13 protein-coding genes are annotated in these 14541 nt (G+C 63.4%); 5 read left to right on the forward strand and 8 right to left on the reverse strand.

The features are described from left to right. Nucleotides 1–47 precede the first annotated feature (47 nt). On the forward strand, nt 48–218 hold the full coding sequence (locus QQM37_RS06950; RefSeq protein WP_285725916.1) for a hypothetical protein: 171 nt from the start codon (nt 48–50) through the stop codon (nt 216–218). 100 nt (nt 219–318) lie between these two features. Here the strand turns inward: QQM37_RS06950 and QQM37_RS06955 are convergent, their stop codons facing one another. From QQM37_RS06955 to QQM37_RS06980, 6 genes are all read right to left on the reverse strand, one after another. Further along, nucleotides 319–555, reverse strand: a complete 237-nt coding sequence (locus QQM37_RS06955) for a hypothetical protein (protein ID WP_285725918.1) — start codon at nt 553–555, stop codon at nt 319–321. Between the two features lie 25 nt (nt 556–580). Beyond that, nucleotides 581–1240, reverse strand: a complete 660-nt coding sequence (locus QQM37_RS06960) for a hypothetical protein (RefSeq protein WP_285725921.1) — start codon at nt 1238–1240, stop codon at nt 581–583. A 126-nt stretch (nt 1241–1366) separates the two neighbouring features. Beyond that, complete coding sequence (locus tag QQM37_RS06965) at nt 1367–1726, reverse strand: MFS transporter (protein ID WP_285725923.1); 360 nt, start codon at nt 1724–1726, stop codon at nt 1367–1369. A gap of 110 nt (nt 1727–1836) precedes the next feature. Continuing rightward, on the reverse strand, nt 1837–2004 hold the full coding sequence (locus QQM37_RS06970) for a hypothetical protein (protein WP_285725925.1): 168 nt from the start codon (nt 2002–2004) through the stop codon (nt 1837–1839). Nucleotides 2005–2141: 137 nt separating this feature from the next. Then, nucleotides 2142–5081, reverse strand: coding sequence for a polysaccharide lyase family 8 super-sandwich domain-containing protein (locus tag QQM37_RS06975; RefSeq protein ID WP_285725927.1), 2940 nt, complete (start codon nt 5079–5081; stop codon nt 2142–2144). 257 nt (nt 5082–5338) lie between these two features. After that, nucleotides 5339–5842, reverse strand: a complete 504-nt coding sequence (locus QQM37_RS06980) for a DinB family protein (RefSeq protein WP_285725929.1) — start codon at nt 5840–5842, stop codon at nt 5339–5341. A 289-nt stretch (nt 5843–6131) separates the two neighbouring features. Between QQM37_RS06980 and QQM37_RS06985 the strand changes: the two genes are divergently transcribed. From QQM37_RS06985 to QQM37_RS06995, 3 genes are all read left to right on the forward strand, one after another. Beyond that, entirely contained in the window at nt 6132–7910 is a 1779-nt protein-coding gene (locus tag QQM37_RS06985) for an ABC transporter family substrate-binding protein (protein WP_285725931.1), read from the forward strand. A 199-nt stretch (nt 7911–8109) separates the two neighbouring features. Then, the gene (locus tag QQM37_RS06990) at nt 8110–9645 is read left to right on the forward strand and encodes an ABC transporter permease (protein ID WP_285725983.1); all 1536 of its coding nucleotides are present in this window, start codon (nt 8110–8112) and stop codon (nt 9643–9645) included. Further along, entirely contained in the window at nt 9642–10763 is a 1122-nt protein-coding gene (locus QQM37_RS06995; protein WP_285725933.1) for an ABC transporter permease, read from the forward strand. The genes QQM37_RS06990 and QQM37_RS06995 overlap by 4 nt, the downstream gene beginning before the upstream one ends. A gap of 32 nt (nt 10764–10795) precedes the next feature. Here the strand turns inward: QQM37_RS06995 and QQM37_RS07000 are convergent, their stop codons facing one another. Then, complete coding sequence (locus QQM37_RS07000; RefSeq protein WP_285725935.1) at nt 10796–11428, reverse strand: PH domain-containing protein; 633 nt, start codon at nt 11426–11428, stop codon at nt 10796–10798. Between the two features lie 134 nt (nt 11429–11562). Between QQM37_RS07000 and QQM37_RS07005 the strand changes: the two genes are divergently transcribed. Then, nucleotides 11563–13428: an ABC transporter ATP-binding protein gene (locus QQM37_RS07005; protein WP_285725938.1), complete on the forward strand. Its 1866-nt coding sequence runs from the start codon at nt 11563–11565 to the stop codon at nt 13426–13428. A gap of 85 nt (nt 13429–13513) precedes the next feature. On the opposite strand, the gene QQM37_RS07010 is transcribed toward QQM37_RS07005, so the two are convergent. Beyond that, complete coding sequence (locus QQM37_RS07010) at nt 13514–14377, reverse strand: SGNH/GDSL hydrolase family protein (protein ID WP_285725940.1); 864 nt, start codon at nt 14375–14377, stop codon at nt 13514–13516. Nucleotides 14378–14541 lie beyond the last annotated feature (164 nt).

Below are 14541 nucleotides of genomic sequence, written 5' to 3' on the forward strand. Positions count from 1 at the left end.
TGCTGCATGGTCAGCCCGCTGAGGGAGGGCGCGGTCTACCATGTAGCATGAGCGAATTCATCGAAGACTGTGAGGTCTACGCCAGCAGCACCTACCCGGTGGCCATTTCCCACGGTCGCAGGATGCTGGGCAAGGTGGACCTGAAAGCACGAGTCAACACCGAAACCGGTGAGGTCACTTTCTACGTTCCGGTCGACAAGATCGACAAGCTGCGTTAGGCGGCAGGTTCGCTCTGACCGGCCAACCGTGCCGCTGCCCGAATCGCCTCCAGCGCGGGCTGTTCGTTGGCGCATTTGGCCACCACCAGCAGTTCCAGTTCTAACTCCACAGCTTGATGATCCCGCTCTTCGCGTCACACGTCGTGTGGCCTCGGCGGGAAAGATCCGCGAGTTCATTGTCCGGAGCCAGGCGACCCAGCTTCCCAATGAGGAGGTCGCCTACCTGGCGCTGCACATCGCCCAAGCCAGTGGCGGTCAGCCCAGTGGCGGTCAGCTGACCCCAGAATCGCCCCGCGAGTGTCGAGATAACGCTGGAATGCCGCGTGGAAAACAGCATTACCTCGACACTCGATGGCCGAAAATCAGCGCCCGGTGAGTTCCTTGGCCTTGGCTTCCAGCATCGGGTCCGTTGCCGCGGAGAGATCGATCTGTGCGGTCGCGGCGAGCTTTGCAGCCACCTCCGGATGATGCGCGGCGGCGCGTTCCAGGAAGGCGGCAGCCGTGTTGGACTTACCCGCGCCGTGGCCGAACAACACAAAGGTCTGCGCAGTGACCAGCGGTCGCAGCGTTTCGGCGAGCTTGTCGAAGAACTCCTTGAGATCTGCTTCGTCGTCATGGCCCGTGTGGCGCTCCACGGTGCGCATATGGTGAGCAACAGGGCTCGGATCCTTCACATCGTGTTCGGTCTCCACGACCTTCGGAGTATCCAGGTCGAAGTCCAGGATGTGCGCCGTGCGCTCGTCGATGGTCACCACCAAAAGGTGTCCGCTGCCCTTGTCGTCGGGGGTTTTGGCGAGGATATGACGGGCCAGCTCAATGTCCTCGATGGACACACGGCCATCGTGCGGGCGGCGGAAGACCTCACGGTGGCCATTGATGTCCACCGCGAGCCGGGCGCCGGGATCCTCGGTGACCTTATCCGCAATGTCCTTCCACAGGGTGACAAATCGGTCCCAGTCAAGGTCGCGGGGTGCCGGTTGAGAGAGAATCGCGTCGTATGTTGCACGGATGTGATGGTCCACGGTTCCTGCTTTCTGTGGTTGCGCGCGGCGGCATGCTCTGCGCTGGATGAGGCCAAGACGTTGCTGTGGCAGTCTGTGATGCCACACTACCCGGAATAGCCTAATGTCCCACATTTCCGCTCTGCATCAGGCTGTGTGGTGCGGGAGCCTGCTGATCACCAGGAGCAGCCCGGGGAGCGCCACGGCGTTGGCCGCCACGATCAGAACGATCGCCACAGCGGGGCTGGCATCGTGCGGCACAGCCTCGCGCATACCCTCTTCATTGACCCGCGGGTCCGGTACCCGATGCCGCAGCCAGAAGAGCAGCGCCAGGACCAGCACCCCGGGCACGGCAAGGGTGGCGAAGGCCGGCCGGTAGTCGCCGTCCTTCCAGCTGAGGATGGTGGCCAGCAGCAGTGGTCCGAGCATGGCACCGGTCTGGTCCGGCGCCTGGTGAACCCCGAAGGCGCTGCCACGCCCGGTCCGGGCCGAGGCATAGGAGAGCACGGTGTCATTGGCGGGGGGAGCGCACAGCCTTCCCCAGTCGTTCCGCAGCGTAGAGCAGCAGGGCAGGAGCCATCACTCCGGTGACGCCGATCAACGGCACGCTCAATACCTCAGTCCGTAGCCCAGAATGGTCCAGGTTCAGTAGCGGCCGGTGCGCTGCGCGGCGTAGCCAGAACCACCCGCAGTCCATAGCCAATGAACTCCCCGGCCCCGGCCACCAGCCCGAAGGCCAGCGCAAAGTGCCACGGACGCATCAGCGATGGCACCGATGGGCGCACCCCCCGAGTCGTTTGCGGATCCTGGCGCTACTTTCGCACTGCTGCTCTTCACGCTGCTGGTTTTCACGCTACCGGCCTCGGCGAGGCACGCTCTCTGCGAACCTAGCCAGCCGCCGGGGATCAGTGCAAGGGCAGGCTCAGAGCAGCTCACCCGCGGCGGCATCGTCGGTGACCGTAGCGGCGGGCTCAGGGGTGCGCACCATCTGGGCCCGGTACACGCCCAGCACCGTGGCCCCGGCGGCCGTTGCTGCTGCTGCGCCCAGGCCGAGCCCGAACAGATCGATGCCGGTGCTGGCCAGCGAGTCGGAGTCTCCGGAATCAGTTGAGGGAGCGGCAGGGGCTGCGCCGGATGGCGCCGAGCCCACGGAACCAGAAGAGGCCGCCGGGGACGGATCTGCCGCCGGGGCAGCTGCCTCATAGACAAAGGTCACGGTGACGGGCTGATCACCAAAGGTTCCGCTCGCGTTCTGCGGGGTGGTCACCAGGCGGTAGGCATCCGGCGTCGCCGCGGTGGCGGTGTAGGCGTCACCCAGCGCTCCGGTGAGGGACTGATCCGGTGCTACCGAGGTGCCATTGCCGTCCACAAAGCGCACCGTGACCGCCTCCGAGGTGGCCATGCTGGCAAAGGTCACCCGCCGTTCGCCGCCACGGAGGGTGTCCATCACGGCGGTGAGCGTCAACGGGGAAGTGGAGGTCACGGTCACCCCTGGGTCGATGCTCAGCGTGGTGCCAGGCGCATCGAAGGGAAAGGTCACCGTCACGGTGCCGCCGGCCCTGGTCGGCTGAGCAAGCACCACTTCGGTGAGCTGTGCCCCGGCCACCGCCTGGCGCACGATGCCGGTCCGCCCGGGTCCGCCTCCGGCCACCGGTGCCGGGGTGGTCCGGTGGCCGATGGCGCAGGGCCCGCTGGCCGTGTAGCCAGCCCAGGTTCCGGCGGTGAAGAAGTGGCCCAGCCGTCCCCCAGCCGCGTCGATGATGTGGCAGGAGCGGTCGGCGACGAGCACCCGCACCTGCGGACTCTGGGCGGCGGCTGCCGTCTGATCGGCGCTGGCAAGGGGCAGTACCTGGTAGGCGTACCAGCCGTCGGCGGCCGGATGCGCCTGCTCAATACGCAGGAAGTCCCGATTGACCGGATCGGTGGTTCCCCCGGTGTCGCCTCCGGAATTGATCGCCTGCCAGGTTCCTGTGCGCGATTCGGAGCGGACACCCAGGGTCTGCGGTGCCAGGGAATCGGGGGTAAGCGCCACGAATCCGGCGTGCCCCTCGACATGAACCGAGGAGGCTGACTGCAAAGTGTCGTTCAGGGTGCGCGGCGCACCGTCGCAATGGACCGCGGGAAGGTTCCCCGGTGCGAAGCCGCGGTTTTCCACCATGGTGCGCACTGTGGTCCCGGAAGAATCGGTGATGCCGGAGCCGACGCAGACCACCGAGTCCTTCAGGAAGTACCAGGACTTATTGGCAGAGAGCTTCTTGGTGGCGTTCTGCAGGTCCATCGCCGTGGTGCCGATCTCGCCGCCAAGCGTCACACCTCCGGCATAGGAATTGAGCGCCGTGGGGATTCCGGTTCCGGCGGCAGCACCGCTCTGGCGCAGTTCGCCGTTGACGGTGATGCCCGGCAGTGCGTAAGGGTCAACGGTCGGCCAGAAATCGGCGGAGAACTGTGTCGGATCGGCCCGATGGTAGAGGTAGAAGACGCCATCGCCCTGGTACCAGCCCAGACTGTTCTCCAGATTGCCCCATTCGTAGCGGCCGATCCGCTTCGAAGAGGTGCTCACGACGGCGGCCCAGTCTCCACGGTGCTGCACCATGCGTTCCTGGGTGTAGGTGTTGGTGATGCCGATGCGCGGCCCCGGCGGTATGACAGAGGCGTCGTCGAGGACCGCCAGACTGCGCGCCGAGGCGGCGAGCCCCTGGCTGTTGGCTCCCACATTCTGGTCGGTGGTGCGGCTGAGCCAGCCCTTGACTAGTGCGCGGCAGTGATCGCGCTGCGCGCTGGAGCCGGATTCGGCCAGCACCAGGACGGCGGTGGCGATAGCGAAACCTGAATCGTAGTCCCGGGAGAACTGGCGGGAGACTGCACGTCCACGAGTGGTGTCCATGGTGCGGGCATCCCATTGGAACGGGGCGAACGTCTTGTCGATCGCGTCCAGGAGGTTGCCCATTGCCGGGTCAGCAACAGCCCATTCGCTGCCGGCCAGCATGGCCATGCATTCGGCGACGCCGGAGATCGCGACTCCACCGTAGGTTCCGGAATAGGGCAGGCCGCCGTGCTGGATGAAGGAGCCGTCGGCGTAGAACCCGTCGCCGGAGCTGACCAGAGCGAAGAGGCTGAGCTTCCCACCGCCCCTGACATCGGAGAGCGCATCGCGGCCCAGGGCCACATCGTCGGCATTTCTGGACACCAGGCCGCGGGCAATACAGGCCAGCGCCTTGTCCGAGCGGTTGGCCCCGGTCTCCTGCAGAGTGCTTCCGGTGCGCTTATTAGGATCGGGGGCAAAGAACCGCACTGCGGTGATCAGCTGCGTCGCAGGGTCGGTCGGCGCTGAGTCTCCCAGCAGCGTCAGGGTGTCGGCGACCTGGCGCGGGGCGCCGATTTCCCAGAACCACCAGTTCCCGGCCTTCTTCGTGGCCTGGGTGTATTTGCCTGCCATGAAGGTCAGTGCCCCGGCGATGTCGATCAGCAGGTCCGAGTCTGCGTGGTGGATGCTGCCAGCAGAGGCCCAGGCGAGCGCCAGAGAGGTGATCTGATTGAAGGTCAGGCCCATGTTGTCAGTGTGCGAGGCCAGCGAGCCGAGTTTGTCCAGCGGAAGATTTGGCCATAGGTTGGTGCGTCCCGCACTGCGATTGAAGGAGGCCCGAAGAGCGGTCACTGAGGCATCGATGGTAGATCGCTTCTGAGCCAGGGCTGGGTGAGTGGCGGCCACCGAGCCGCCGGTCAGGAAATCACGACGGCGATCCACCAGAACGCTGAAGCGATCGGCAGTGATGGCGGCGGCACCAGGCAGGGGGAGGGCGAAAGCGGCTGCCGCCGCTGCTGCACCGAGGAGGAAAGAACGGCGTGAGGGGCTAAGAGGCATCGGAACGTCATCCTTGGAGGTGCGTCCGTCTCCAGGACGGACCGAATCTGGCATTGTGAGCAGGGAAATCAGCAGAACAAAAACAGGGTGAAGAATACGCTCACGCTAGTCATACGTGATTCAAACCACAATGTCTCCGTCAGAATCGATCAACATTGAACACTCCGGCCTGAGAATCCTCCGTCGAGTGGTGACGTATGGCCCCTAACACCGCGTGTTAGGGGCCATACGTCACCACTCGACGGAGGGGAAGAAGCTCAGGACGGCTCCGCGAGAACTTGTTCGCGCAAAATGTCGGCATGCCCGCAGTGCTGGGCCAGCTCGCGCAGCATGTGCAGGTAGACCCATCGCAAGGGGAGCGGTCCTCGCCGATTTCCGGTCACCAGATCATCCAGGTCCAGGGTGGCAGCAGCTGCCCGGGATGCAGCCCAGGTGGTGCGATGCTCCTCGCGGACGGAGGCGATGGTGTCCGTGTCCTCCAGGACAAAGGATTCATCCGGCGTGTCAGGAATGCCGATCTCCGCCCGGCTCCGTCCGCTGATGGCCTCATCGAACCAGACCTTCTCCACGAAGACGGCATGCTTCACCAGGCCCAACAGGGTAGTTCGCGATGGCACCAGCTGCCTGCGCGCCTGCTCCTCGGTGAGCCCCTCCAGGCAGGAGTTCAGCGCTTCGCGGTGCTCATCGAGAAAAATTTCGAACTGAGACTTAAGCGGCGCGTGGAGCGTGCTGGGGGTGGTGCTCGTTGGCGAAGGGTTCATCTGCTGGAGTCTAGTGCGGGGCAGAGCGGAGCTAGTAGCACCTAGGAGCGGGAGTCGGATGAGGTCCAGCGGGATGGACTGGAGGGGGCAATCGAGCGACGAAACGCTGAACTTAAGGTTGCATCTCCATAACAACCATGACCCGAAGGAAGGATCTTTTACCCATCGGTAACTTGATCGGTCTACGCTCTACATCATGTGAGTTGGCCCATACATCCCTGTGATGTTGGGCCGGCCGGCCGAAGCAGCCATGTTTTGGTCACAAGCACCTAACAACTGAGGAGGCGAAATGCGTTTTGGACGTGTTTCGAAAGCACTCAGCGTCGCGGCAATCGCCGCGCTCGCGCTGAGCGCCTGCGCTGGGAACCCTAGCGGGGGCGGTTCCACTGCCGCTAACACCGGCAAATCCGGTGGATCGGCAACCGTGGTTGAAGTCAATGGCTTCACCTCGTTCAACAGCAATTTCACCGAGAACAACGTCGACACGAACTCGAAGATCGCCTACGCGACCCACTCGGGCTTCGGCTACATCGACAACAAGCTCAAAGTGGTCCGTAACACCAAGTTCGGCAAGATCGAGAAGCTCTCGGACAGCCCGCTGACCGTCAAGTACACGGTCAACGATGGCGTCAAGTGGTCCGACGGCAGCCCGGTGGATGCGAGCGACCTCGTCCTGGCCTGGGCTTCCGGCTCCGGCTACTACGACGACGCAGATCCTAAAGCCAAGACCGGCACTACCTACTTCCAGCCGGCGGCGGATACCTCCGGCCTGGCGCTGACGACCTTCCCGGAAATCGGCGACAACAACCACTCCATCACCATCAAGTACTCGGAGCCCTACGCTGACTGGGAAGTCGCGCTGGGCATTCCGGTCATCGACGTTCCTGCTCACGTCGTCGCCACCAAGGCCGGCCTCAAGGATGCGGCTGCTCTGACGGACCTGCTCAAGAACACCCCCAAGGGTGATCCCACCAAGCCCGCCGCCCCTGTCGCCGCGCTGAAGAAGGCCGCCGATTTCTGGAACACCGGCTTTGATACCAAGCAGCTCCCCTCGGATACGAGCCTTTCGCTCTCGAACGGCCCGTACGTCGTCAAGAGCATGCAGCCGGATCAGTCGATCACCCTGGTGAAGAACAACGACTACAACTGGGGCCCGACTCAGCACCTGGACCAGATCACCGTTCGTTACATCTCCAGCGCATCTGCACAGATCGCGGCACTGAAGAACGGCGAGGCAGACATCATCGCACCGCAGGCTTCCGCTGATACCGTGGCTCAGCTTGATGCTCTCAAGAGCCAGGGCGTGACCGCGGACAAGGGCAACCAGCTCTCCTACGATCACCTTGACCTGAACTACACAGGCGTCTTTGCCGACGAGAACGTGCGCAAGGCCTTCATGAAGACCGTTCCGCGTGCGGACATCCTCAAGAAGATCATCACGCCGCTGGATCCCAACGCCAAGGTCCTGGATTCGGAGACCTTCCTGCCGCAGCAGGATCCCTACGCGAACTCCGTGAAGGGTAATGGTTCCGCTGACTACTCGGCCGTGGATATTGACGGCGCTAAGAAGCTGCTCAACGGTGCCACCCCGACGGTTCGTATCATGTACAACAAGGACAACCCGAACCGTCTGGATTCCTACACGCTGATCGCGCAGTCCGCCACCAAGGCCGGCTTCAAGATCGTCGATGGCGGTCTCGGCAAGTCGGAATGGTCCAAGGCTCTGGGCAAGGGCGGCTACGATGCCACTGTCTTCGGCTGGATCAACTCGGGCGTTGGCGTTGCGAACATCCCGCAGCTGTTCAAGTCCAACGCTGGCAACAACTTCAACACCTACTCGGACCCCAAGACCGATGAGCTCTGCTCACAGCTGATCAAGGCTGTTGATCCGGCGAAGCAGAACGATCTGATGACCCAGATCGACAAGCAGATCTGGTCCACGGGCTACGGCCTCCCGCTGTTCCAGACCGTTGGTATGGATGCCTACAGCGACAAGGTTGCCGGTGTCAGCTACAATCCGACGCAGACCGGCGTCTGGTGGAATGTCTGGGACTGGACTGCCAAATAGGCAGATAGTCCGTCATGCTGGCCGGGGCATCCAACCCGGGCAGTGACTGATCCTTCCGTGGAGGGGCGCCAGGACTTTGAAAGTCCTGGCGCCCCTCTGGTTCCATCCGACCATCCGGATGATGCAGCGCGACAGGACGCCTCTGGGCGTGGAGTAAACTGCTGTGTCACGCCCGATCATGTACCCTCTCGAGGTCCTTATGCTCAGCTACATTGTGAGAAGGCTCATCACAGCCGCACTCATTCTGCTTGGCGCTTCTTTCGTGGTCTATCTCCTGACTGCAGCGTCTGGCGATCCGCTGGAAGAGTTGCGTACCAGCAACAACCCCAATAAAGCCGCACTTATCCAGTCGCGCAGCGATCTGCTCCATCTCGACGTCCCCGCACCCCTGCGCTACTTTGTGTGGCTCCGCGGTGCAGCCGGCTGCCTGATTCCCTTCGCCAATGCCTGCGATCTGGGAAAAAATCTGCAAGGCCAACCGGTGACTGAACAACTGGGTCTTGCCATCGTGCAGACCCTGACCCTGGTGACAACAGCAACGTTGCTGGCCATCGTCATCGGTATCAGCATCGGAATCATCACCGCACTCCGCCAGTACAGCGCGCTCGATTACGGCGTCACGTTCATGGCCTTCCTGTTCTTCTCGCTGCCGATCTTCTGGGCCGCCGTGCTCCTGAAAGAATTCGGAGCCATCAGCTTCAATACCTTCCTTAAAAACCCGGAGATTCCGATACCGGTGATCATCGCAGTGGCGCTGGTCTTCGGCCTGATCGCGATGGCGGTCGCCAAGGGTGCTTGGAAGGGACGGTGGATCGCCTTCGGTGCCACCGCAGCGGTGGTCGCGGCAGTCATGTTCTACATGTCACTCACCGGCTGGTTGCGCACCCCCGGGCTCGGCCCGGTGGTTCTTGCACTCAGCGGGGTCGGCGTTGCCTTCGGCGTCACTGCGCTTTCTGCGGGCCTCAAAAACCGTAAAGCCCTCTATTCGTCACTGACCACCGTGGGCATCGGCGTCGTCCTCTACTTCGCTCTGCCAGCCCTTCTGAATCAGGCGACCTTCCTCATGATGGTGATTCTTGCCGTCGTCGCCGTGGGAGTGGGCGTCGCAGTCGGTTACTTCTTTGGCGGTTACGACCGGGGTCAGAACATGCGTTCCGCGGGGCTCACCGCCTTCCTGATGGGGCTCCTCATCACGCTGGATCGCTTCATGCAGGCCTGGCCGGGCTACTATGACGCCACGCGCGGGCGGCCTATTGCCACGATCGGTGCGAGCACTCCGAACTTCCAGGGTGACTTCTGGGCTCAGGGTCTGGATCAGTTCACCCACCTTCTGCTGCCCACGATTGCGCTGATCCTGATCTCCATCGCCTCCTACACGCGGTACTCCCGTGGTTCCATGCTGGAAATCATGAACATGGACTACATCCGCACGGCGCGGGCCAAGGGCCTCTCCGAGCGCACCGTCGTCATGCGTCACGCCTTCCGCAATGCGCTGATCCCGCTGGCCACCGTGGTGGCCTTCGATATCGGCGGTCTGATCGGTGGTGCGGTGATCACGGAATCGGTGTTCTCTTTCACCGGTATGGGCCAGATGTTCGCCCAGGGTCTGCAGCGGGTTGACCCGAATCCCGTGATGGGCTTCTTTGTGGTCGTCGCGATCACAGCCCTGGTGTTCAACTTGCTGGCGGACTTGGTGTACTCCGCCCTCGATCCCCGAGTGAAGGTGAAATCATGACGACGCTGGTGCCTTTTGAACCGGGCGACGATCAGATCGAAGCGGTGGTCCCTGCCGCCGGTATCGAAGATATTCAAGAGACTAAGGGCCTGAGCCAGGGCCAGATCATCCGCAAGCGCTTCTTCGGCCACACGGCCGCCATGGTCGCCCTGGTGATTTTCGTCCTGGTGACCGTTCTGGTCTTCAGTGCCTCCGGCATCAAGCTCTGGGGATGGATCAACATTCCCGGCTGGTGGAAGTACAGCTACACGGACGTTGGTGACATCGTCAACGACGCGGCGCCGACTTACACCTTCCCGTTCAGCTTCGGTGACCATCCCTTCGGCCAGGACCGGGTGGGTCGCGATATGTTCGCGATGACCATGCGTGCAGCCCAGCTGTCCATCATCGTGATGTTCACCATCGGTATTATCGCGGCCTTCATCGGTGTGGTGGTGGGCGCGCTGGCCGGTTACTTCCGCGGCTGGGTGGAGACGGTGCTGATGCGCATCACGGATGCCATCATCATCATCCCGGTGATCGTCACGGCTGCTGTGCTGGGCCAGATTGCCAATAAGGCCAGCGTGGGCAGCACCAAAGTGCAGGCCGACGGTTCCATCATCGAGCAGCGCGATTTCATCGCTGAGATGTTCGCCTGGCTGCAGAACAACTTCGGCGTGGTGCTTCTGGGAGTGTTTCTGGCACTTGCCATCTGGGTGGGCCTGGCCCGTCTGGTCCGTGGAGAGTTCCTCAGCCTGCGTGAGCGTGAGTTTGTGGACGCCGCGCGGATCGCCGGTGCCTCCAACTCCCGCATTGTTTTCAAGCACATTCTGCCGAACGCGATCGGCGTGATCATCGTCAACACGACGCTGTTGATGTCCTCGGCCATCCTGCTGGAGGCCGGTCTGAGTTACATCGGACTCGGTGTGCGGGCACCAGATATCTCGCTGGGCTCGCTCGTGGTGCAGAACCAGGAAGCGTTCTCCACCCGGCCCTGGCTGTTCTGGTTCCCCGGCCTGTTCATCGTGGTGATCTGCTTGTGCATCAACTTCATCGGTGATGGTCTGCGCGATGCCTTCGATCCGCGCCAGAAGAAGTTCAGCGCACGCCACGCCAGGAAAGCCGACCAGGCCTCATGATCGGCACTCACTCAGCTTGTATCGCTGGGTGCTCAGAAGGACAGGGCGCCCAGCACGATGACGGCCGCCACCAGCACGCCTGCAATGCCCACCAGCGGCCAGTGCACCTGGCGGCTCACCACAGCGTTCTCGGTGTGATCGACGTCGAGGGCTCCGGCTTCGGCCAGGGCCGCCCAGCGGCTGCGGACCAGATAGGCCGCCGCGCCGGAGTCGCTGCGCTTGAGATCGCCGGGTCGCAGACTTCCCTGTGCGCCGTACGTGGTCGAGGGCAGGCCCTGAGCGTCTCCGGGCTTGCTCCGGTACGTGGTGACCACGCCGGGAGCCGGTGCCGCCCAGGCGCTGAACCTGCCCACCGGAGTAACCAGGGTCAGGGCGAATTTAGTGTCCACCGTGATGAGCGCCTCCCAGGGCACCTCGATGGTGCGGACCGGGTTCACCAGCGTCACCGAGTCGCTGCCTACCACGACCTCCGGGTACCAGAAAAGCCAGTAGCCGCAGAAGGCCAGCAGGCCTACGATCGGCAGGGCCAGCAGCACATCGGTCAGGCTGAACCTGGTGATCAGGGGCACGATCAGGCCAGCCGCGGCGACCACCCACAGCACCACACCCAGGATCTTGCCGTTCCGGGGCCGAAAGTGCTGGTCTGTCATGGGCTCGTCAGTCATGGCTCTATCGTGACAGTCTCCACCTCAGTGTCACGAATTCCCGCCCGGCTGCGGGCACATTCGATGTTCAGGCTTGCTGTGCCAAGCAACCTCGACGTTGCTGCGATCCAGCACGGAAGGAACAGGATTTCATCATGACCGACGTCAACGCAGGGAACTCCCCGGAGCGGGAAACCCCCGATAACGCAGAGAACACCGTGGGCGAGATCGAGGAAATTCTCGATGATGTTGCGGCAGGCTTCGCAGCCCCGGTTCCCGCCACGGCACGGACCACTCCCGGCGCCACCGTCCTCGAGGTCAAGGACCTCTCGGTGGACTTCGGCGTGGACAAGCGCTGGGTGCCTGCCGCCATCGGACTCAACTATGAGGTGAAGGCCGGTGAGGTACTCGCCATCGTGGGTGAATCCGGTTCCGGCAAGAGCGCCAGCTCGATGGCCGTTCTGGGCCTGCTGCCGGACAACACGCGGGTGCGTGGCTCGGTGAAGCTCAACGGCGACGAGATCCTCAACGCCGCGCCCGCCAAGCTGCGCCGGGTCCGTGGCGGCGAGGTTGCCGTGATCTTCCAGGAGCCGATGACGGCACTGAACCCGGTGTACACCGTGGGGTTCCAGATCATTGAGACCTTGCGCATGCACAACGAGATCTCACCGGAGCAGGCACGCGTACGCGCCCTGGAAATGCTGGAACTGGTGGAGCTGCCGGATCCGGAGAAGGCCTTCAAATCCTATCCACACCAGCTCTCCGGTGGTCAGCGCCAGCGCGCCATGATCGCCCAGTCGCTCTCTTGTGATCCGAAACTTCTGATCGCCGATGAGCCGACGACCGCATTGGACGTGACGGTCCAGGCCGAAATCCTTGACCTGATGCGCAATCTGAAGGACAAGCTGGATTCCGCCATTGTGCTGATCACCCACGATATGGGTGTGGTGGCCGACCTGGCGGATCGCATTGCGGTGATGCGTAAGGGCCTGATCGTGGAAACCGGCACGGCGGAGGACATCTTCTACCGGCCTCAGCACCCCTATACGCAGGCCCTGCTGGCCGCCGTCCCGCACCTGGGGCGCGGCAGCGAGCAGAGCGCCACGGTGGAGGTCTTGGAGATGACCGAGCCCGTGCCCGAGGGGGAAGGGAAGCACCGGGCCGAAGAGACCCGCACCGAAGCTCCCGTGCTGGAGTTGAAGAATGTGGCGATCGAATACCCCAAGCAGGGCAGGGTTGCCGCGTTTCGCGCCGTGGAAGGGGCTGATCTGACGATCTACCCCGGCCAGGTGGTCGGCCTGGTGGGCGAATCCGGTTCCGGTAAGACGACGATCGGTCGGGCCGCCGTGGGGCTGCTGCCGGTCGCTGAAGGCACCTTGCGCGTGGTGGGCGAGGACATCACGGCTGCGAAGAAGAATGGCCGCCTGCTGCACACGGTGCGCAAGAGCGTCGGCATGGTCTTCCAGGACCCATCGTCCTCGCTGAACCCGCGGTTGCCGATCGGTGAGAGCATCGGGGAACCGATGTTCCTGGCCAAGGTCGCCAAGGGACCGGCGTTGCAGAAGCGGATCGAGGACCTCCTGGACCAGGTGGAGCTGCCCCGCAACTACCGCAACCGGTACCCGCATGAGCTCTCCGGCGGCCAGAAGCAACGTGTCGGTATCGCCCGCGCTCTCTCGCTCAAGCCCAAGCTCATGGTTGCTGATGAGCCGACCTCGGCACTGGACGTCTCGGTGCAGGCCAAGGTGCTGGATCTTCTGCAGAACCTGCAGAAGGAACTCGGCTTCGCCTGCCTCTTCGTCACTCACGATCTCGCCGTGGTGGACTACCTGGCGGATCGCATTGTGGTGATGCAGCGCGGCAAGATCGTTGAGCAGGGAACCCGGGAGCAGATTCTGCAGGATCCGCAGCAGGCCTACACGCAGCGTCTGCTGGCGGCGGTGCCGCTGCCGGACCCGCAGGCTCAGCAGGAACGCCGTCAGATGCGTGAGGAACTGTTGGCTATGGAAGAAGCGTCCTGATTCACTGTGCTCGTGTGGCCGGCATCGTCAATCTCACGATGCCGGCCACACGGCGTTAATCAGAGTAAAGCCAGAACAGTCGGAATCAGGGCTGGGGGATAAGGCTGGCACGGTGTGCCTGCATCTGTCCCGCAGGGCCCACGATGCCTGCAGTGATGAAGGCGTTACGCAGCACCTGGGCCAGAATGCGGTGCCCGGTCTCGTTCAGATGGACCGCATCCGCCAGATCCTGAGCCACGTTGTAGCGGGTGAGCCAGTCGCCCACGCTGACAAAGGGGATTCGCTGCGTCGCAGCGAATCCTTTGAGCAGGCCATCCACCTGGCTGCGGCGACCGCCACCGAAATTCTCACCACGGCCCAGCGTGCCGATCATCACCATGGCCGATGCCGGGTAGGTCCTGCGCAGCTCCGTCACCAGCCGCTGGGCGTTGGCGGTGATCTGCGCATCGGTGGCGCCGAGGGCGGCATCGTTGCCTCCACCTTCAATCACCACCAGGGGAGCGTTGGCTGCCCGTGGGCCGGCATAGGGGAGCACCCACTGGCCGGAGAGCAGGGCGTCCGGGTAATCCTGGCCGCGGGAGTTCGCGGCGACGTAACCCGTGCCCGGGACGCCGTGGAAGGAGACGCTATAGCCCAGGCTGGTGAGCGCCATCTGCGGCCAGGTGTGATCGCCCGGAATTCCGGCCGCCCCTGCACACTGTGAATCGCCGATCAATACGGCAGTGCTCGGCATGCCGGCGCGAACCAGCTCCACCCGATTGGTCAGCGGATTCCGGATCCGGGCGCCATCACCGGCCAGGGTAGTCGCATCGGGGCTGATCAGCGTTGAGAGGGCCCGCGCGCCAGCCAAGGGCGCGCCAGCGGCACGCCCCAACGACTGGCCGAAGAGCAAGGTCAGGACTACCAGAGCGGCTGCGAGGGCGCTGAGGAGCCACGGCCTGCGCAGCATGCGACCCGCCTCCCAGGCACCCATATGTTCCCCCTCTGACCGCACTCACGGCGGCTACTTCTTGCCTTATCATGACGCATGCGGCGCGGACTGCCAACTGTGAGATCAGACACCATTCGCTGGGTGTAGTAGCCCATGCGTTTGGGTGAGGTCGTCGGACGCGG

It is taken from the genome of Psychromicrobium xiongbiense, from assembly GCF_030271165.1.
Lineage (GTDB): Bacteria > Actinomycetota > Actinomycetes > Actinomycetales > Micrococcaceae > Renibacterium > Renibacterium xiongbiense.